Raw genomic sequence first — 18441 nt, 5'->3', positions numbered from 1 at the left:
ACGAGGACGGACCCGGCGGTCGGTGACCGGTCGCCGCCTCCGACGCGGACGGCGACGCGAGGGTCAGCAGCGCCGTCGGCGATGGTGGTCCCGGGGGCGGTGCGGCGCGGCGAGCGACTCAAAGCTGTGCGCCCGCAAGCGCCCCCGGCTGTTCCCGGGGCGCGACCGAGTGGTCTGCGAAGGCCCCGGGCTGTACGGGACACCGGTCCGGCGGACCGGGACCCGCCGAGTCGACTGGCAGGTGTTCGCGACGCTCTTCGGAGACCCCGATGTCCGTCACCGGCTTGAGCAGCTCACCGCGCACGTGCAGTGCACCCACGGAGTGCGCTGCGACAAGGTGCCGCTGCGCGTGCTCGACGTCGTCCTGTGGACCTGGCTGCCCCGCGGCCCCCCCCTACGGTGAGGGTGGACGCCGACCGCACGGGAGTGGGACGCCGGGCCTGCCCGGCGTCCCACTCCGCGAAACTCTGCGCTCAGCGCCTGCCGCAGGCGGTGAGGTCGACCCGAAGCTGCTGCCCGCGGTCGACGACCACCGGCACCCGCTGGACGACGCGGCCGTCGCGCTCGCAGGTGAGCGTCCACGCCTCGACCAGCCCGGGCACCGTCGACGTCTCCGCCTGGAACAGCGCCGCGGTCAGCGTCCAGCTCGGCGTCACCGACGCGAAGTTGCTGACCCGCAGGACGTAGGCGCCCCGGGCCGGGTCCTGCAGGAGCACCCGCTCCTTCTCCGCGACCGCATTGCCCGAGCTGCCGACCTGGGTCAGCGAGCCGTCGGTGTTCTTCCGGTAGACCTCGAGGTCGAGGTCGTCGGGGGTCGGCCAGTCGAGGGTGATCTCGAGCAGGTCGACGTCCTGGGTGACCGCGAACTCCTGGTCGGTGGACTGCAGCGGCGCCGTCGTCCCGCTCCAGGACTGCTCCTGCACCGGCTCACCGGAGACCGTCTCGACCTGCCGGTCCATGACCACCGGACGGGTGGAGGGGTTGACGTGCCAGGTGTAGCGGCCGTTCGGCCCGACAGTCATCGTCGTGTCGAGGGTGTCCTGGATCGACCCCTCCCAGGTGGGGCTGGCGAAGGTCTTCCTCAGCCGCAGGGTCGCACCGGCCGGTGCCTTGCCGGTGAGCACCGAGTGGGTCTCCGGGTTCACCGCGTTCTCCAGGGCCAGGAGGTACGCCTCGCGGTTGCCCTTGCCGGCGTACGCCCCGGCGCCCAGGTACTCGTCGATCACCTCGGGGAACGGCGGGTGGAACTCGTCCGGGCCGATCTCGAAGGTGTAGCCGAAGCCGCCGGTCGCGTTGTACGACCAGTCCTCCGTGGAGCCGGTGGTGTCGTAGAGCTCCCACGCGTGCTGGCTGGTGTACCCGTTCTGCGCGGCCATCGCGTCGCCGAGCTCCTTGAGCGCGGCCTCGTCGAACGGATCACCGAGCGGGATGCCCTCGCTGCCCGGCACGAGATCGGGTGCGGCGCCGTTCGGCCGTAGCACCAGGTTCGAGAACGTGTGGTTGGTGATCAGCGTCGTCACCTGCCGGCCGCTGACGAGTTCGCGGATGTTCTGCGTCTCCGGCTCCGAGAAGGCGGCGGCGCCCCGGTACGTGGGGTCGGCGAACAGGTCGGAGGCGCCCGGACCGCCCCAGTAGCCGCCGTAGTTGCGGTTGAGGTCGACGCCGGTCCCGAAACCCCCGGGGCTGGTGAGGCTGCCCGCCCGGCAGGCGCCGTCCGGGGTGTCCTGCCCGTCGACGAGGCGGCAGTTCTTGCGCTTGTAGGCGTTGCCGGGGGTGCCCAGGATCGTCGCGGTGCCGCCGCCGTCGGTCTCGCGGAGGTCGATCAGTGCGCCGTCGGTGCGGGAGAGCTCGAACCCGTCGACGTTCACCACCGGGACGACGATGACCCGGGAGCGGTCGACGAGGTCGGTGATCCGCCGGTCGGTGCCGTAGTTCTTGACCAGGTCGACGGCGAACTCCATCGCGTGCTCGCCGGAGGGCCACTCGCGCGCGTGGTGCACGCCCAGCATGAGGAAGACGGGCAGCCCGCGGTCCGGGCCGGTCACGTCCTTGCCGATCTCGACACCCTGGATCGGTCGCCCGTCGAGCGACGGGTGGGGCAGGGTGAACGTCTTGACCAGGTCGGGGTGGTCCTGTGCCAAGGCGGCCATGTCGGCGTTGTAGTCGTCGAGCGTGCGGTAGGTGTCGCGCCCGGACGGCAGCGGCGAGCTGACCGTCGCCGCCGCGTAGGCCGCGTTGAGCCGGTTGATCTCCGCCTCGCGGGCCAGCAGGTCGGGGATGCGGACGTCGAAGCCCAGGCCGGCCGCCGCGAGCGCGGCGACGTCGGCCGGCGTGTGCAGGACGACCTCGACGTAGTCGTGGCCTGCGTGCTCGGTGAGGTCCAGGCCGAGGGTCTGCAGGAGCTGCTTGTCCTCGCGCGTCGGGGTGTCGACGGTGACCAGTTGCGGGCGGAACACCTCGTCCTCGGCGGCGGCCGGCACGGTGAGGCCCGCCGTGGTGAGGCCGACCAGCACTGCGGTGCTGATGCCTGCGAGAGCGGTCCGTCTGCGGAGCGCAGGAAGCATGGGTGTGCCTCTCGGTCTGGACAGCGAATCTGTCGAGTTGCCGAGAGAACGAGCGCGCTGGCGGGAGGTCACGCGGCGCGCGGCAAGCCCCCTGGACCGCGCGGCGTGCGGCAGCTACACCGAGGGATGAGCGTGTCCTTGGCCGGGCTGGACACCCGGGTCCTCGTGCCGGCCGGCGTCGCCACGGACGATCTGGCGGTCGTCCCCACCGGCAAGGGCAGCCCCGGCGCCGAGCCGCCGCGATGGGAGACCATCGCGATCGGCCCGCGGAACGGCACCGGTCGATGGCGGCCCGGTGGCCCCGTGGCACAGCCGCTACCTGGTCAAGGAGGTCGCCGCGGCGTCGTGGGCGGTCGCCGGTGGCGCGTCCTACACCGACGCCGCGCTGCGGATGCGCCGCCGCGCCTGGGGCGACGACGGCGCCGAACGCCGGGCAGCGACCACCGTCGCCTCCGGGCAGACCGTCGCCGACTGGCTGGACCGCTACGGCCCGGTCGTCGCCGCGCCGCACGCGGAGGAGGCCTGGCCGGAGTCGATCGTGCTCGACTCGACCCGGTGCATGTACACCGACTCATTCACCGGGGCACCCACCAGCTGTTCTCGGTGCTGGCGGCCTGGGGCTACCCGGCCAAGGGGCGGGTGAGGCCGGCTCTGGCGGCTGCGGGCCTACCCGCAGCAGGACGCCGCGACCTGGCAGCAGTTCCTCGCCGAGCTGCCCGGCCGGCCGCAGCTGGTGGTCATCGACCGGGACTACGGCGCCATCGGTGGCGTGCGCGGGCACTGGGGTGGCGGGCGCAACGAGGTGCCCATTCATCTGTGCGAGCACCACCTGCATGAGCGCGGCAAGAAGGTGCTCACCGAGGCCGGCCACACGGCGTTCGGTCACCCGCTGCAGGTGGCGCTGGCGCAGGCGCTGCAGTCGCCGGAGGGCTGGGACGCCTTCTACACCCCGGCTGTCCAGGCCGGAGGCGGCCCGCGCACGTGGGCGCGGCACTGGGACAAGCGCAGGCGCACCCAGACCCGGCGCCGGGCGAGCATCCCCGAGCACTACGCCAACGGCGCGGTCGAGGCGCCGCTGGAGGAGGTCGAGCGCATCCTGGCCCAGCGTCGCTGGACCTTCCGCAACGCCGCCCGGATGAACCAGCTGCTCGAGCTGGTCCGTATCCGCTACAACCACACCGCCGACGAGAGCGGCGGCTGGCTCACCGGCGCTCTCCTCGTGTTCGTGACCATGCCGAGCCGCCCCGGCCCTCCGAAGAGGGCCGGGGCGGCTGAGGGCTGGTGGATCAAGATCACGCGGTCACGCGAACTTGATCCACAATGTCAGTGCAAGCCGCGGTGACATTTCGACGAGCCGCCGGTGACCTGGGGCAAGAAGCCCCAGGACGTTCCGGCGAGCCTCTCCATCAGCTGGCGAGACTCGTCCAAGTGTCACAGCGCCTGGCCGAGCACCGGATCAGACTGCTCGCCAGCGGCGCGCTCGTCATCGAGCGCGGTGGAACCCGCGCGAGCTACGCCCCAGCCCTGCGAGCCGGGCACTGTTCACCGTGCGCCACGGCGAGCAGACCCTCGCGCCCGCGTTCCAGTTCACCTCGGATGGCTCTTCACGCCCGGGGTTGCGGCCGCTGATCGCGACGCTGATCGCCGACGGTATCGACGGCTGGCAGCTGTGGACCTGGCTGACCTCGCCGAGCAGCCTGCTCTCTGGTGAAGTGCCGCACGAGGTGGCGCGGACGCAGCCGGAGCGTGCCCTACGTGCCGCACGGCGGTTCGCCGCCCCGAACGCGTCCTGACTACCTGCTGCCGCGGCGGCCGGCCCGGGATCCTCGTGGCAGCGCACCGGCTCGACGTCGGCCCTCCTACGCTCCTCCCGCCGACCGCGCGAGTAGCGGTCGGCCGCCGGCAGCCCCGCAGGTGGCGATGGGCTGGGCGACCGGGTTCAGGAACGAGACTCCGGCGCGAAGTCGCGGATCGCGGCCGCTACCAGGCCGTGGCTGACCGGCCGGACGTCGCCCCCGTCCGCGCTGACCGTCGGCTCAGGCCATCACACTCGTCTTCTGCCCGGCGAACTGGTCGACGATCGCCAGGCAGAACGCGGGCAGATCCATCGGCGACCGACTGGTGGTGAACTGCCCGTCGATGCAGACCTCCTGGTCGACCACCTCGGCGCCGGCGTTGCGCAGGTCGGTGCGGATGCTCGGCCAGCTGGTGAACCGGTGGCCACGTACGACGTCGGCCTCGACCAGCGTCCACGGGCCGTGGCACAGCGCCGCCACGGGCTTGCCGGTCTCGACGAAGGACCTCACCCAGTTGACGGCGTCCCTGTTCATCCGCAGCTGGTCGGGGTTCATCGTGCCGCCGGGCAGGAACAGGGCGTCGTAGTCTTCGACCCTGGCCTCGCCGACCATCTTGTCGACGGGGAAGGACCCCGCCTCCTTGAAGTCCCAGTGCCGGGCCTGGATCTCCCCGTCGTGGATCGAGATCACGTCGGCCTGCGCGCCCGCGCCGTAGAGAGCACCACGCGGCGCCTCGAGCTCGCATCGCTCAACTCCGTCGGCGGCCATGATCGCGACCTTCTTGCCGTCCAGTTCGTGCGCCATGCGCTTCTCCAAGGCCCCCGCGGTGTGGAATGACCTCCGGCGCCGGGAGGGGGCTGGTCCCGAACATCGTCGGTGCCCCATCGGTAGCCCTCGTGTCCCGGCGGAAACGCCATCCGCTCAGATCATTGGCGACGGGGGGCACCGACGTTCCGCGGCGGCCAGGGCACGTCGTCGCCGCCCTCATGGGTTCCGGGTTCGGAGGCGTTGTCCGCGCAGTCGGTAGCGCCTGGGCGCCCATGTCGAACGGGATTCCGGTGAGATCGGCCGGCGGACCTCACGCCCGAGGGCTGCCCCGCGTGCACAGCACATGAGCACACTGACGACAGCCGGTGCAGCGGCGCCAACCGCGAGCCGGTCACGTCGCTCCACCCGGCCGCCGGTGCGGGCACGCCCGGCGCCGGCGGCGCGAGCGGTGGTGCCGGCGACCGGCCGGTGCCGCCGCGGCGCCGACGGGGGCTGGGTCACGCGCCTGTGCTTTCCGGTGCAAGCAGAGCAGCCCGCCCCTCCGAAGAGGGCCGGGGCGGCTGGGACTGTTTGCCAACTTCGCAATCGCTCACAAACTTGGCAAGAAATGTCAGTGGCAGTCCCGCTGACATTTCGGCAAGCCTGCCGGGACATCAGGCGAGAATCGCACTGACATCCCGGCAAGCCTCGCCATCAGCTGTCAACGGCCATCCAATGTCCCTCCAACGGCCACGGATCGTCTTCGTAGCCGCTGCACCCGCCACCGCCTGCCATGCCCGGTCAGGCTGATGCCGATCCTCGTCTGCAAGTCATCCTCGCTCACATCGAGCGCACCACCGAAGGCCCTACGTCGGGGGTCCCGGGCGGCTACCGCCATAGGCATCGTCGCAGTCACCCTCCTGCCGGTTGAGGGCATGCCGCCACCATCTGGGTGACATCTGACAGGCCATGCCAGGGTTGGTCGCACTGGGACCACGTCGCCACAGATCGGCACAACGGCCGATCCACCCGCGTGCTCGTCTGCGGTCGCCGTCAGGTGATGGCTGGGTAGGCTACGGCGCCGTAGCGGGAGGCAGCATGGCTGCAGCGCAGACCGGTCGAACGGGCCCTGTCGAGCGTGACCCACGGGACCATCTGTGCTGCCTGCACCGCGACGCGGCGGAGTACCGCCTCCGCGCGGCCGCGTTCTTCGCCGAGGGGCTCCGCGCGGGCCTGCGGGTGGCGTACCCCGCGACCGACGGGCTGGAGGCGGCGCGGGCGGAGCTTGCAGACCTGGATGACGTCGATCGACTGGTGGCCGACGGCGCGGTTCAGATCCTGCCGGCCCAGGAGGTGTACGGGCCCGGGGGGCCGGTGGATCCCGAGCGGGTCGTCGCGGCCTGCGCGGCCGCGACCGAGGCGGCCCTGGCCGACGGGTTCCGCGGGCTGCGGATGAGCGCGGACGTCACCGGACTGGTGCGCACACCTGAGCAGCAAGACGCGTTCGCCCGGTACGAGTTCATGGCCGACCAGTACATCGCGGACCATCCGCTCTCGGGCCTGTGCGGCTACAGCGTCGACCTCGGCGAGGACACCGCGGCCGATTTCGCGGCGCTGCACGCCCCCGGGCCGTCCCAGGACACGGACGTGCGGGTCTTCGGCTGCGCCGACGGCGCGCTCGGCCTGGCCGGCGAGTTCGACCTGGCCACGGTCCCGGTGCTGGACCGCTTGCTGACCCGGTTGCGGCCGGGAGCCGACGCCGGGGCCCTCGTCGTGGACATGGCCGCCGTCGACTTCCTCGACCACAGGCTGCTGATCGCGCTCGACGACTATGCGCGGACCCGCGCCGTGGCGCTGTCGCTGCGTTCGGCGCCGCGACTCACGGCCCGGCTGCTGGAGTTGCTAGCGGATGCCGGCCTGCACCTCACGGAGCTGGGGCGGTGACATGAGGACGGGCGCCGCGCGCGGCTGGGGCGGGAACTTCCATGAGGCCGGCTTCTTCGCTTCCGACGCCGAGTTCCTGGAGCTGCTCGTGCCGTTCGTGACCGAGGGCACCGCCGGCGGCGAGCCGGTCCTCGTCGCGGACGACGAGCGCAAGTGCGCCCTGCTCCGGGCGGCGCTGCCCCGCCCGGAGGCGGTCACCTTCATCACCGACGCGGGCCTGTACGCCTCGCCCGCCAGCGCCATCGAGGCCTACCGGCGGCGGTTCGAGCGGCATCTGGCGGCCGGCGCCGGGCAGATCCGGATCACCGGCGAGATCGCGCAGGCGAGCGGCGGCGGGCGGTTCGCCGGCTGGGACCGGTACGAGTCCGCCATCAACGCCGTCTGGCAGGACTACCCGGTGTGGAGCCGCTGCCTGTACGACGCCACCACCGTCGCCGACGACGTGCGCGATGCCGTCGAACGCAGCCACCCCCGGCTCGTCGCCCCCGATGGCAGTGCCACCGCCAGCCGGCGCTACCAGGACGTCGCCGAGTTCAAGCCCCTGTCCCCCGAGCCCGACCCGCTGGAGGCGACCACCCCGAGCCTTCGGCTGACCGATGCCTCGCCGAGGCAGGCCCGGCACCTCATCGCCCAGGTCGCGAACGAAAGGTTCGACACCGCCACCCGCGACGAGCTGGTCCTCGCGGTGTCCGAGGCGGTGGAGAACTCGCAGCAGCACGGGCGACCGCCCACCACCGTCACGGCCTGGACGGCCGCGGACCGGGTCGTCGTGCGCGTACACGACACCGGCCCCGGCCCCGCCAACCCTCTGGCCGGCCTGGTCTGGGATCGCTCGTCCCGGGGCGGAAGGGGGCTATGGATCAGCCACCAGTTGGCCCGCGTCGACGTCGCGCTCGTCGCCGATGCGGAGGGCTTCACCGTCCGCCTGCGCTCGCCCGTCTGACGCTGCCTCGTCCACTGCCCGGTACGCCACCGGCCCGGTCCTCTCGAGGACCGGGCCGGTGGACGGGCCGAACCAGCCGGGAAATGTCTCGCTGACCGGACTCGGGACAATGCTGACCGAAGTCAGGACATTGCTGTCCCGAACTCGGTGTCGCAGAAGAAGCGCCGCACGCGATAACCGTAGGGGTGCCCGTGTTGCCCCCCCGGTCCCCGGGTATCCCTGGCCGCACGTGCCGATGCCCTGGCACCCCTCCTCCCCCAGCCGCGGAGCGCTCCTCACGGGCACCGCGCAGGACGGAGACCCCGGCCATGCAGACCTTCGAACGCTTCCGCACCGCCGTCCGGCTGGGAACCGGCTGGGACCGGCGGACGGCGGACCACGGCGCGCAGTCGGTGCTGGTCACGCTGTTCGAGCGGATCACGGGCGGTCAGGCCGCCGACGTGGCCCAGCAGCTGAGCCCGCCGGACGGCTTCCTCCCGCAGCCGCTGATGGAACGCAGCCGACCCGCCGAGCGGTTCGGGGTGGAGGAGTTCCTGCGCCGGGTGGCCGAGCGGGAGCACGTCGACACGGAGGCCGCCCGCCTGCTCACCAGCACGGTGCTCAACGCGCTGGGGCTGGTGATACCGCACAAGGAGTGGAAGGACACCGTCGCCCAGCTGCCCACGGAGTTCGAGCAGCTGTGGTCAATCCCGTGGCGGCCGCGCCACCCGCTGCAGTCCGCTGCGGATCTGCTGGATCCCGTCGGCGCACGAAGCGGGCTGTCCACCGACGAGGCCCGCCGGGTCGCCGACGCGGTCCTACACATCCTCGCCGAGTGCCTGTCGGTCACGGTGGCCGGCGAACTGGCCCAGCGGCTGCCCGACGACCTGCGTGCGCCGCTCGAGCAGGGTCTCGCCCACCGCTCGGCGCCGCTCCCGTTCACCCCGGAGAACTTCCTCAAGCTGCTCGCCGTGCGGCTGGGCACCGACCCGCAGTCTGCGCGCGAGCGCGCCCGCGCCGTGCTGCAGGTCCTCGTGGAGGAGATCGACGACTCGGTGCTGGCGGACCTCCTGGCCGAGCTGCCCGCCGACTTCGACGACCTGCTCGTCCCGACGCCGTCGCGGGCGGGCTCCGTCTGACGCCTGCCGGCGATGCCCCGGGAGCCGCCGCCCGGTTAGCGTTCGGCCATGCCGGTGCTGGCCATTGACGCAGGTACGACCGGGGTGACCGCGCTGGTCGTGGGTGAGGACTTCCTGTCGATCGCAGCAATCCGGGGCGTGGACCCCGAGCTGCTCGCCAGGAAGGCGGCGGAGCGTAAGGCAGCGCCGCAGCCGAGACCCCGCAGCATGTGGTGAGCTAGCGCTACCGACGACGAACCGCCCGGCCCCCACGAAGGGGACCGGGCGGTTCGGGTTGCCAAGCTCGGTTAGAGCTTGGTAAGAAATGTCAGCGGCAAGCCGGGTGACATTTCGACGAGCCCGTCAGGACATTCCGCGAGAATCGCGGAGACATTCAGACGAGCGTCATCAGCTGTCAACTGCCATCCAATGTCCGTCCAACGGCCACGGAATGTCTCGACCGCTTGCACAGCAACCGACAAGGCCCAGGGCAGTCGCGCCCTGACGGCCTAGTTGTACTGACCACGGACGTTGGTGACGGCGTCTGGTGACATGAGGAAGACCTCCGAGTGAGGTGTGGAGCTGTCTAGGAACCGCTCCTCAGCCCGGAGGTCTTCGTGTCCCACGCTAATGCCCTGCTGACGCCTCGGGGCCGGCTTCTGCTGGCTCGCTGTGTCGTCGATCAGCGCTGGACGCTGCGGCGGGCGGCCGAGCGGTTCCAGGTCTCGGCGCCGACTGCTGCCCGGTGGGCCGGCCGCTACCGCCAGCACGGCGCGGCCGGCATGCACGACCGCTCCGGCCGGCCGCATCGCAGTCCGCGGCGCACCCCGACGTGCCTGGAGCGGCGGATCATCAAGGTCCGGGTGACCCGCCGGTGGGGGCCGGCGCGCATCGGGTTCCTGCTCGGCGTGCACCCCTCCACCGTCTACCGGGTGCTCTCCCGCTACGGCATGGCCCGGTTGACCCGGCTGGACCGGCCCACCGGCCGGGTCATCCGCCGCTACGAACACGCCGCTCCCGGCGACCTGGTGCAGGTCGATGTCAAGAAGCTCGGCCGGATCCCCGACGGCGGCGGCTGGCGGGTCCACGGCCGCCAGCACCGGCCTAACCGCCACCGCGGCAGGGGCTACTCATACCTGCACACCGCCATCGACGACTTCTCCCGGCTGGCCTACTCCGAGCTGCTAACCGACGAACGGCAAGAGACCGCCGCAGCCTTCTGGACCCGCGCCAACGCCTACTTCGCCAGCTGCGGCATCACCGTGCGCCGGGTCCTCACCGACAACGGCAGCTGCTACCGCTCCCGCGCCTTCGCCGCCGCCCTGGACGACATCGCGCACAAGCGCACCCGCCCCTACCGGCCGGCCGGCCACCAACGGCAAGGTCGAACGCTTCCACCGGACCCTGCTCGAGGAATGGGCCTACGGCCGTTCCTACGCCAGCAACTCAGAACGGGAAGCGGCCTACCCGCACTGGCTGCACCGCTATAACCATCACCGCGGCCACACCGCACTCGCGCAGCTGTGGCTGGTGCACCGGCCGCCGCGGGAGCGCGTTCGTCCGGGGGCTGACCCGCCGCGGTGCCACCGAGGCCGACCTGACCGACGTCCCCTTGCCCGCGGCCGCACCGCAGCCGGGCGTGAGCGAGCGGATCGAGCTGCCCGCGGTCCCCGCCGAGGAGTTCACGAGCTTCCGTCACTCCTGCCAGCAGATGCTGCCGCACGAGGACGCCGCCCGCGTCGACGCGCACTTCATCGTCACCGCCGGCCGCTGCGACGTCGTGCTCCGGGAGGCCGGCGCGACCCGGGCCACCGTCGCCGACCTGCTGCACCGGCTGCCGCCGGCATGTCCGTCGCCCGGCACCAGGACGAGATCTGGCTGGTGCCGCTGGTCGACACCGCGAGGACCGCCCCGGCCGACCGGCCGCTCACCCTCGCCGAGGCCCGGCTGCTGCGCCGCATCCACCGCGGTGAGGACGTCCGACGCGTCCTGTCCGGTCCAGACCGCCAGTTCGTGCTCCCAGCGCTGCTCCGCCGGGGCCTCGTCGTCGACCACGGCGCCGGCCCCGTCGTGACGCCGCACGTCGCCGCGTCGCTCGCTGCCGTTTGATGCGCACCCGCGAGCACGACCGTCCGGCCCCTGCCGTCCCAACCCGAGCAGGAACCGTGCACCTGGACCTGAGCGGGCTGCTGCTCGCGGGCAGCATGTGGATGCTCGCCGCGGTCGTCGTCTGGCCCTGGGGTTACCCGGCCATCGCCGCGGCCCTGCTCATCGGGCAGGCCGTCGGCTTCATCGCCCTCGCCATCTGGGCGGCATCAGTGATTCGTGCGTCTCCATCTCCCGTGTCCGGCGCCGGGGCCGTCCATGAGCACTCACGAAGGCCTCAACCGCTTGTCGCGCCGCCCGCGGTGATGCTCGTGCCGTGCTTTGGGAGTGGTCCCGCGTGTCACATCTCCGAGCGTGACGGGTCCGCCGAGGATGGCGATCAGGACCGACGCCACGACCCCTCTGGCCGCCCCTCCGGCATCGTCGAGGGCCGAGCAACCTGACCATCGACAGCCGCAGCGAACCAGCCCACCCAACGGTCGATGAACTCCTCCACCTCGCCCGTCACCAACTTGGTGAAGGGCCAGGCGACCTGGAACTCGTTGATGCCGTTTCCCAAAGCCTGCGCGGCCGGTTCGCCCGGCGGCAAGGCGAACGGATCCTGGCGCCCTCGCTTTGGTAGCAAGGGGCTAACCATGAAGGCCGTCTCGTACCAGCCATACGCATCGCGTCGCTCTGCGTCGCAGAAGTAGAGAGAGTGGCTGCGACCTTCGTATCCGAATCGGTCCGGCGGGACGTGCACGCTGATGGTCGCGTGCGCGATGACGTCGAACGCAGGTGGTGGCCAACTGCCCCACTTTCCGCCGGAATGGGGCGTCGCGTCAGACAGTCCCAAGCGCGCGCGGCCGAGCTGGACGGTCCACCCCCGGTCGGGTCGCTGCTCGCAGATGACACCGGGAGCGATGTCGTTCACCACCTCCAGCAGCGCGCTCGAGATTCCCCGTAGCGACCGGCGGGCAGCCTCGGTCAGCTCACGCCGTCGCTCCTGCTCGCTCAGCGCGCGCGAGGCCGCAACTTCCTCGGCCCGCCGTCGCCCGACCTCCTGCTGATACGCCCCGGCCAACGCTGCGGCGCCAGGCGACAACCCGTTGTCAGCGGCCCGCTGCAGGCGGGCGAGGAGGTTCGTCGGTGACGGCCGGGCCCCGGGTGCCTTGTACAGACACTCCTCGACGAGGGCGGCCAGGCGACGCGGTGCCCCGGCGAGCTGAGGCGGGTCGGCGTGCAGATGCTGATCACGGAAGTCCGCTGTGTCCGGCCCCGGAAACGGGAGCTCACCGCTCATCAGCTCGAAGGCCATGACGCCGAGAGCGTAGACATCCGTCGCAGCCGTGGCCCGCTCCGACCGCCAGCGCTCCGGCGCCAGGTACTCCGCCGTTCCGGACCACTTGTGGGTGTCGGTCGCCGTGGCGGCTTCGGTGTACCGGGAGATCCCGAAGTCGGCGAGGCACCAGGAGCCGTCGATCAGGAGCACGTTCTCGGGCTTGAGGTCACGGTGGACCACCCGCCCGTCGAGGTCCGCAAGGGCGGTAGCGACATCGGTCAGGGCGGCTAAGGCCTCCTCGAGAGGCATCGGACCACTGACGGACTCGAGCCGGTCCCGCAGCGACTCGGCCGCGAGCGGCATCACGATGGCGTAGTGGCTGTCGGTCTCGCCGGAGTCCAGCACTGGGACGACATTGCGCACGCCGTCGTGCCCTCCGGGCAGGTCGACGAACAGCATCTCTCGCGATGCGCCGGGCTCCTTCGGCACGAGCTTCACGGCTGCCGACGTGCGGTCTTCAGCGGTGGCCGCAAACACCCGGCCGAAGCCGCCCTTGCCGAGCTGCTCGCCCAGCGCCCAGCGCCGCGACAGCTGGATGACGTCACCCGAGCCAATCAACACCTTCACCCTTCCCGTGCACCACCGGCCCGGCCCTCAAGGAGGAGCCGGGCCGGTGGACGAGCCGTACTAGCCGAGGAAATGTCCCGCTGACCGAATCCGGGACATTGCTGACCGAACTCGGGACATTGCTGTCCGATTCAGCAGGACATTTCCTGGCCGTTCACATCACGAGGACCTGACCATCCGGGGGGTGTCCCCCCGGCTGGCGAGTCCCCTGTCTGGTCCGACCGGTCCCCTGTGCGGCTCTGGCAGTCTGTCCCCGGATCGCCCCTGCCGTGTCCCCTGCGGAGATGCGGAGGAAGCGGAGAAACGGTTCACCCGCATGGGTGCGACGTGGCCGTCAGCGAGCGCCCTCGACACACGCCACTGCATCATCACGGCCGTGACCTCGCCGAACGCCGTGTTCGAACTGCGCCCGCCACGCCTGTCCACCGCCCTCTACGCCGCCTCTCTCGTGGTGGCCGTCGCGCTCGTGCTGTTCGCCCTGACCACCGGCGGTTCCCCGCTCTTCACGGTCGTCTTCGTGGCCTTCGCAGTGGGCATCACCGGCTACAACACAGCGACCGTGTTCAGCCGCGTCCGCGGGCATGCCGACGGGTCACTCGAGGTGCGGAACCGACTGACCACCCGCCGGCTCCAGCGGGCAGACATCGACCGGGTGATGGTCGGCCGACAAGCCGGGTTCGGGTCCGTGCGGCGCGTCGAGCTGCTGCTCAAGGACGGGGCGACCCTGCATCTCGTGGCGACGGAGACGCTGCCGTTCCCCGGGCAGCGACAGTTGGAGCAGCAGGCCGCGGAGCTGCGCCAGTGGCTCGGAGACACGTCGACCCACAGCTGACGCGTGGGGCCTCGGCACCGCTTGGGTGCGCCGACTGCGCATGTCCCGCTACCGTCGGTTGCTGCGATGGCCACCTTCTCCAAGCGGACGCTCCGCATCCTGGGCGACGTCCTCACGGACTGGTCCGCCCTCACGCCCATCGGGCACCTCTTCGAGGACCACGGCATCAGCCTGCCGCCGCCGGAGGTGGCCGAGGAGGCGGTGCGGGCCATCAACGGGCAGCGCCGGGGGCTGACCGCGCAGTACGTCGCCTCGCTCGACCTCAGCGACCCGGCGGATCGGCGCAAGCTGCTGCGCGTCCTCGACGACGTGCTCGCCGACGTCCTTCCGCGTGAGGGGGACGAGACCGGCGACCGGGCCCGCGGGAAGCTGCTGCGGGCGTTGACCGACGACGGCTTCGCGCAGGGCCCAGACGGGCAGCTGCGCGCCGTCGCCGGCCGCCGGGTGGAGATCCCGCTGGACCAGATCGCCGACATCGAGGTCCTGCAGGAGCACCTGGAGCGCATCGACCGCGAGGTCGACACCGACCCGGCCAGCGCGCTCAGCGCGGTCAAGGCCCTCATCGAGAGCACGGCCAAGATTGTCCTGCGGGAGACCGGCGGCAGCTGGGGCCGCAACCCGAAGTTCAACGTGCTCGTCTCCGACGCGCAGAAGGCGCTCGGCCTCATGGTGGGCACCCTGGCGCCGGACAAGGCCGGCGACACCAGCCTGAAGATGGTTCTCGACGGCCTGTACAAGGTCGCGATCGGCATCGACGAGCTGCGCAACCGGTACGGCCGCGACCACGGGCGGGACACTCCACTGCGGGGCCTCACCGAGCGGCACGCCCGCCTCGCGGTGCATAGCGGCACGGCGTACTGCCGGTTCCTGCTGGACACACTGGCCGACCCGGCCGCTCCCTGGCGCAAGACGCCGTCAGCGGACGCCGCGGACGTGCAGCCGCAGGAGGCCGGGGGCTAGCGGTGACTTCACCACCCGCGGTAGAGAGACCCCATGCTCGACGCGACCAGGGAGCCGTCTTCGGCATGCCGTGCGGCCTTCGTAGCCGCCGTCGCCGCTGAAGGGGCGCACTGCGCTGGCGGGCACGGGGAGGCCCTGGGTTGGGTGCTCGCCGACCTGGCGGCCGGATGGCCGCTGACCTACGACTACGGACAGCTGACCGCGGCCGTTGAGAGCCGGCCGGAGCTGGCGCGAGCACTCGTGGCAACGGCCGGCTTCACGCCGGTGCGCCTTGAGTATGGCGATTCGTGCCCAGACGGGCGCTACGTGCAGTGGGAACACACGTGGCGCGGCACCGCCGGTGCGTTGTGGGACGCTGCGACCACGCTCTGAGTACAGCAACTGAGGGTGATCCATCGGGCTGACTTCCTGCCCCCTCGCCCTGAAGGCAGCTTTAGGGACAGTCTCGTCATGTCCCTCTGCGGGTTCGGATGACCGCGTAGATGAAGAGCAGGATGCTTCCGAGGCCCAGCGCGCCGAAGACGATGTACGGAGTCCTCGACCCGCTGCCGGTCAAGCCGTACACGAGCGACAACACGCTGACCGCGAAGACGACTCCAAAGAAGACTTTCAGGTTGTTCGGCACGTGCTGCGACTCCATGGCTCCGTCCTACCGGCCGCAGTCAGGGACGGCACCCGGGTCCCTCGGTTTCACCCACCCGAGGGACCGGAGCAGGGTGTCCCTAGGTGGGCCGCTCAGGGACACCGGGCGCCGGCCCGCCCCGAGGGCGGCTTCAGGGGAAAGGTCATGCGACGGGACGCCCGTCGCGCTTCTCAGGGGTTTGTGATCCGTCGTTCACTCGTTCGGTGGGCTCTCCTCCGTCCGACTGGCCGGGAGTTGCCGGTGTTCAGTCGGCTCACCAATGGTGTGGACATGGAGGACCGACCAAACGGCGGCGCACGCAACTCGTACGAGCAGGCATCTCATCGAATGCGAGAGCAGGACCGCGCGGGAGCCAGGGCTTATGCGACAGCTCCGCTAGGTCCCTTCCTGCTCCGGCAACTGCTCTGGGGCGTCGTGGGAGCCGCGCTGGGCTATGTGCTTGGCGGTTGGGTCTGGGCGTTGATCATGTTCCTCGGTTGGGGGCTAGCGGCTCTGCCGGTCCGCTGGTGGCTGCGACGGAGGTACGCGGACCGGCACACGGAGCCTCCCGCCCAACCGTAGGGATGTTGGGGTGAACCGGGCTGTCCCCGTGGTGGGCCGCGCGCGGACGTGGGCGAAGTCATGGAGCTGTCAGCCTGGAGCGCCGATGACCCGTCCAGCACGCATGGCCCCGTACGCCTGCAGGTTCTTCGCCCGTTCCTGGCTGATCGCGCGCCACGCAAGCTCGCAGAACCACCGCAGTTCACCGGTCCGGTACAGGACCTCGTCGATCTCCTTGTCCTGATCCCCGAGTCCGGCCGCTCGCGCCAGGAGGAGCACCGCCGCGTCCCGGTGTGAGGCCGGGATGGTCCCTAGGGGCTGCACGAGTTCGCGCTCCGGAGTCCGGCCCCAACGGTCACGCGGCCGTCCCGTGTCATACCGGGCCCGACGTCGCAGCGGCCGCTTGACCCGAGACCAAGCCCCGGCAGCCACCAGGCCCTCGACCACGTCAGCGAGTCCGAGGGAACCGCTGAGAATCCACGCATCGAGCGTGAACTGCCCCCTGCTCAGCTGTTCCAGCGTGCGGTCCAGCGGAGCCCAACCGACGGGCTGCTGGTCGACCCGGATTTCGTCGGTGTCGTTCTCTAGCCGTCCCAACCGGACGAGGTCTGCGGCCAGGGCCGCCCGGCTCGCACAGTCGAGCAAGAAGTGCTCGATCAGACGGCCTCCTTCATCGACGCACGCGCCCGCCAGTCCAGCGGTGATGGTCCCGGAGGTCTTCACGGCGGGGTCCTTCCCTGCGGCTAGACCGAACATGCGCTGGTCGAACTGACGTGTCCCACAGTGGGCCGCTCAGGGACAAGGACGTGCGGAGGTAGTGACCCGGGTTCCCCGCCCTCCCCTCCGCACCAGTCTGCGGCACCCCGCTGCGGCGCAAGGGCACCCCGGAGGGGACCCCTCCCTTGCACCTCCTCGAGGCCCCGCCGCTGACAGGCGTCTACGGGCAGGGCGGGGAAAGTGGGTGGGCCCCGCCGGCTACCAGCGGGCGGCCGGGGCGCGGCTGTCTGCGGCGCCGTTGAAGCGGATGACGGTGGCGGGGCGGCCGCCATTGGCGCCCTGCACGGCCTTCTTGGCGATGACACCGTCCCGGGCGAGGCGGTCGAGCATCCGGCCGCGCTTGTGGGCCGACATGTGCTTGCTGAACATCTCGTCGATGTCGGTCAGCGTCAGGTCGGCGTAGTCCATCTCCCGCCACATCTGCAGCAGCTGGTCGGCGTGCTGGTTGCCGGTCATCCCGGAGAAGAACGCCCCGGCGGAGCGGTGGTTGTAGGCCCAGGCGGCCCGGGCTGCCGCGATGTGCACGGCGCCGATGCTCTTGTGGCCGTCGATCGCGGCGTAGACGACGGCGAGCTTGTAGATCTGCGGGGCCCACCGGGCCGACTGCTTGCCCATCGCGCCGCCGAACCGGTACCTGGTCATGGCGGCGTGGGTCTCGGCGAACACCTCAGCGGCCTGCGGGGTCAGCTGCATCGGGCCGTCGATGCAGGACCGGGACTGCTCGAGGTTGGTCCTGATGACGTCGACCAGTGCGGCGGCGCCGGGGATCTGGTGGGGCGCGGGCGGGCGCACGACCACGGCGGTGCGCTTGATGAGCACGTAGAGCCAGCGGTTGGAGAACCCGTTGTCCAGCAGCCGCTTGTCCAGGCGGTCGTGCAGCTCGTCAGGCGTGATGTGGCCGATGATGGAGACGTGCGGCTGCGTGCAGCGCATGGACTCCTTCTTCGTCGCCGTCTCCAGGACGCCGGAGTCCCACGCCTTCGTGATCATCTTCTCGACGGACTCCTGGCTGACCATCTTGTTGAACAGCGCGCCGAGCTCCTCCTCGAGGTAGAGCACGCGCTTGTCCTGCGAGCCGGGGATGGCCAGCACGCTGTCGCCCCGCGGGGACAGCGTGTAGACGGGGTCGGTGATCTTCGACAGCAGCCCCTCGCCGGAGCCGACGGCGGTGATCACGCGATCGAGCCGGTAGGCGTCGTCGACGCCGGCGAGCAGCCAGTCGACGAAGGCGAACGATGACCCCTTGCCCGACGCAGTACCGCCGACGACGGCGAGGAACAGATTGGCCCGGCGCTGGTTGGCGCCGTCCTCGACGTGAGGGGTGTAGCCGAGGTGGTTCCCGAGCGCGACGAGCGCCTGCATGTGGAAGGCGATGGGGTCCCACGGCACGTGCGGGGCGATGGTGCGGGTGAGCTGTCCCAGCGGCCCGGTGAACATGTCCGGTCCGGGCGCTGCGGGCGCTGCGGCCGGGTCGGGGAAGACGTCGGCCCAACCTTGCTCGTCCGAGATGGGCTGCTCGTAGCGGATGCCCAGGACATCGGCGATGGCCGGCTGCTGGTCGGTCATGGTCGGCTACCTCTCCCCCGGTGTGTGGTGGCGTAGTG

19 protein-coding genes and 1 pseudogene are annotated in these 18441 nt (G+C 71.2%); 14 read left to right on the top strand and 6 right to left on the bottom strand.

The window, feature by feature from the left end; all coding sequences use genetic code 11:
• Positions 1-22: 22 nt before the first annotated feature.
• The gene (locus BMZ50_RS25195) at positions 23-403 is read left to right on the top strand and encodes a DUF6308 family protein (RefSeq protein ID WP_425431988.1); all 381 of its coding nucleotides are present in this window, start codon (positions 23-25) and stop codon (positions 401-403) included.
• Between the two features lie 70 nt (positions 404-473).
• On the opposite strand, the gene BMZ50_RS03150 is transcribed toward BMZ50_RS25195, so the two are convergent.
• Complete coding sequence (locus BMZ50_RS03150) at positions 474-2564, bottom strand: M14 family zinc carboxypeptidase (RefSeq protein WP_091321199.1); 2091 nt, start codon at positions 2562-2564, stop codon at positions 474-476.
• 295 nt (positions 2565-2859) lie between these two features.
• Here BMZ50_RS03150 and BMZ50_RS03145 point away from each other — a divergent pair, with 295 nt between their 5' ends.
• The 3 genes from BMZ50_RS03145 (at position 2860) to BMZ50_RS03135 (ending at position 4357) form a co-directional block, all read left to right on the top strand.
• Positions 2860-3207, top strand: coding sequence for a hypothetical protein (locus BMZ50_RS03145; protein WP_091321198.1), 348 nt, complete (start codon positions 2860-2862; stop codon positions 3205-3207).
• 90 nt (positions 3208-3297) lie between these two features.
• On the top strand, positions 3298-3906 hold the full coding sequence (locus BMZ50_RS03140; RefSeq protein WP_091321196.1) for a hypothetical protein: 609 nt from the start codon (positions 3298-3300) through the stop codon (positions 3904-3906).
• 205 nt (positions 3907-4111) lie between these two features.
• Entirely contained in the window at positions 4112-4357 is a 246-nt protein-coding gene (locus BMZ50_RS03135; protein ID WP_091321194.1) for a hypothetical protein, read from the top strand.
• Between the two features lie 243 nt (positions 4358-4600).
• Here the strand turns inward: BMZ50_RS03135 and BMZ50_RS03130 are convergent, their stop codons facing one another.
• Complete coding sequence (locus BMZ50_RS03130) at positions 4601-5164, bottom strand: type 1 glutamine amidotransferase domain-containing protein (RefSeq protein WP_091321191.1); 564 nt, start codon at positions 5162-5164, stop codon at positions 4601-4603.
• 1041 nt (positions 5165-6205) lie between these two features.
• Here BMZ50_RS03130 and BMZ50_RS03125 point away from each other — a divergent pair.
• The 7 genes and pseudogenes from BMZ50_RS03125 to BMZ50_RS23575 all read left to right on the top strand — a co-directional run bounded on the left by BMZ50_RS03125 (position 6206) and on the right by BMZ50_RS23575 (position 11640).
• Positions 6206-7051 carry an MEDS domain-containing protein gene (locus BMZ50_RS03125; RefSeq protein WP_177212616.1) on the top strand — a complete coding sequence of 282 codons (846 nt, stop codon included), beginning with the start codon at positions 6206-6208 and terminating at the stop codon, positions 7049-7051.
• 1 nt (position 7052) lies between these two features.
• Positions 7053-7994 carry an anti-sigma factor RsbA family regulatory protein gene (locus tag BMZ50_RS03120; RefSeq protein ID WP_177212615.1) on the top strand — a complete coding sequence of 314 codons (942 nt, stop codon included), beginning with the start codon at positions 7053-7055 and terminating at the stop codon, positions 7992-7994.
• Positions 7995-8302: 308 nt separating this feature from the next.
• On the top strand, positions 8303-9112 hold the full coding sequence (locus tag BMZ50_RS03115) for a DUF2267 domain-containing protein (RefSeq protein ID WP_091321185.1): 810 nt from the start codon (positions 8303-8305) through the stop codon (positions 9110-9112).
• Between the two features lie 48 nt (positions 9113-9160).
• The gene (locus BMZ50_RS23975; RefSeq protein WP_177212614.1) at positions 9161-9328 is read left to right on the top strand and encodes a hypothetical protein; all 168 of its coding nucleotides are present in this window, start codon (positions 9161-9163) and stop codon (positions 9326-9328) included.
• Positions 9329-9708: 380 nt separating this feature from the next.
• A pseudogene (locus BMZ50_RS03110) lies at positions 9709-10648 on the top strand (IS481 family transposase); the annotation flags it as partial.
• Positions 10649-10936: 288 nt separating this feature from the next.
• Positions 10937-11200: a hypothetical protein gene (locus BMZ50_RS23970; protein WP_177212611.1), complete on the top strand. Its 264-nt coding sequence runs from the start codon at positions 10937-10939 to the stop codon at positions 11198-11200.
• Between the two features lie 56 nt (positions 11201-11256).
• Entirely contained in the window at positions 11257-11640 is a 384-nt protein-coding gene (locus BMZ50_RS23575) for a hypothetical protein (RefSeq protein WP_143087065.1), read from the top strand.
• On the opposite strand, the gene BMZ50_RS03105 is transcribed toward BMZ50_RS23575, so the two are convergent.
• Entirely contained in the window at positions 11577-13085 is a 1509-nt protein-coding gene (locus tag BMZ50_RS03105) for a serine/threonine-protein kinase (protein WP_218146072.1), read from the bottom strand. The genes BMZ50_RS23575 and BMZ50_RS03105 overlap by 64 nt on opposite strands.
• Positions 13086-13461: 376 nt before the next feature.
• Here BMZ50_RS03105 and BMZ50_RS03100 point away from each other — a divergent pair, with 376 nt between their 5' ends.
• The 3 genes from BMZ50_RS03100 to BMZ50_RS03090 all read left to right on the top strand — a co-directional run bounded on the left by BMZ50_RS03100 (position 13462) and on the right by BMZ50_RS03090 (position 15249).
• Positions 13462-13917, top strand: coding sequence for a hypothetical protein (locus BMZ50_RS03100; protein ID WP_143087064.1), 456 nt, complete (start codon positions 13462-13464; stop codon positions 13915-13917).
• A 66-nt stretch (positions 13918-13983) separates the two neighbouring features.
• On the top strand, positions 13984-14877 hold the full coding sequence (locus BMZ50_RS03095) for an abortive infection family protein (RefSeq protein WP_091321181.1): 894 nt from the start codon (positions 13984-13986) through the stop codon (positions 14875-14877).
• Positions 14878-14910: 33 nt separating this feature from the next.
• Complete coding sequence (locus BMZ50_RS03090) at positions 14911-15249, top strand: hypothetical protein (RefSeq protein ID WP_091321179.1); 339 nt, start codon at positions 14911-14913, stop codon at positions 15247-15249.
• A 76-nt stretch (positions 15250-15325) separates the two neighbouring features.
• On the opposite strand, the gene BMZ50_RS03085 is transcribed toward BMZ50_RS03090, so the two are convergent.
• The 3 genes from BMZ50_RS03085 to BMZ50_RS03075 all read right to left on the bottom strand — a co-directional run bounded on the left by BMZ50_RS03085 (position 15326) and on the right by BMZ50_RS03075 (position 18403).
• Positions 15326-15517: a hypothetical protein gene (locus tag BMZ50_RS03085; RefSeq protein WP_091321177.1), complete on the bottom strand. Its 192-nt coding sequence runs from the start codon at positions 15515-15517 to the stop codon at positions 15326-15328.
• A 633-nt stretch (positions 15518-16150) separates the two neighbouring features.
• Positions 16151-16783 (bottom strand): GPP34 family phosphoprotein, encoded by a 633-nt coding sequence (locus tag BMZ50_RS03080; RefSeq protein WP_177212613.1) that lies wholly within the window; start codon positions 16781-16783, stop codon positions 16151-16153.
• Positions 16784-17035: 252 nt separating this feature from the next.
• Positions 17036-18403: a DUF3987 domain-containing protein gene (locus BMZ50_RS03075; protein WP_091321173.1), complete on the bottom strand. Its 1368-nt coding sequence runs from the start codon at positions 18401-18403 to the stop codon at positions 17036-17038.
• Positions 18404-18441 lie beyond the last annotated feature (38 nt).

It is taken from the genome of Geodermatophilus ruber (genome assembly GCF_900114385.1).
Classification (GTDB): Bacteria; Actinomycetota; Actinomycetes; order Mycobacteriales; family Geodermatophilaceae; genus Geodermatophilus; species Geodermatophilus ruber.
Note: the sequence above shows the minus strand (reverse complement) of the source record. Positions and strands in the feature narration are given on the sequence as shown.

Excerpts from the sequence above, each read along its gene's own strand:
- BMZ50_RS03130 (WP_091321191.1), bottom strand. The coding sequence starts at position 5,164 with ATGGCGCACGAACTGGACGGCAAGAAGGTCGCGATCATGGCCGCCGAC.
- BMZ50_RS23975 (WP_177212614.1), top strand. The coding sequence starts at position 9,161 with ATGCCGGTGCTGGCCATTGACGCAGGTACGACCGGGGTGACCGCGCTG.
- BMZ50_RS03090 (WP_091321179.1), top strand. The coding sequence starts at position 14,911 with ATGCTCGACGCGACCAGGGAGCCGTCTTCGGCATGCCGTGCGGCCTTC.
- BMZ50_RS23970 (WP_177212611.1), top strand. The coding sequence starts at position 10,937 with ATGTCCGTCGCCCGGCACCAGGACGAGATCTGGCTGGTGCCGCTGGTC.
- BMZ50_RS03075 (WP_091321173.1), bottom strand. The coding sequence starts at position 18,403 with ATGACCGACCAGCAGCCGGCCATCGCCGATGTCCTGGGCATCCGCTAC.
- BMZ50_RS03095 (WP_091321181.1), top strand. The coding sequence starts at position 13,984 with ATGGCCACCTTCTCCAAGCGGACGCTCCGCATCCTGGGCGACGTCCTC.
- BMZ50_RS03085 (WP_091321177.1), bottom strand. The coding sequence starts at position 15,517 with ATGGAGTCGCAGCACGTGCCGAACAACCTGAAAGTCTTCTTTGGAGTC.
- BMZ50_RS03120 (WP_177212615.1), top strand. The coding sequence starts at position 7,053 with ATGAGGACGGGCGCCGCGCGCGGCTGGGGCGGGAACTTCCATGAGGCC.
- BMZ50_RS03115 (WP_091321185.1), top strand. The coding sequence starts at position 8,303 with ATGCAGACCTTCGAACGCTTCCGCACCGCCGTCCGGCTGGGAACCGGC.
- BMZ50_RS03125 (WP_177212616.1), top strand. The coding sequence starts at position 6,206 with ATGGCTGCAGCGCAGACCGGTCGAACGGGCCCTGTCGAGCGTGACCCA.
- BMZ50_RS03150 (WP_091321199.1), bottom strand. The coding sequence starts at position 2,564 with ATGCTTCCTGCGCTCCGCAGACGGACCGCTCTCGCAGGCATCAGCACC.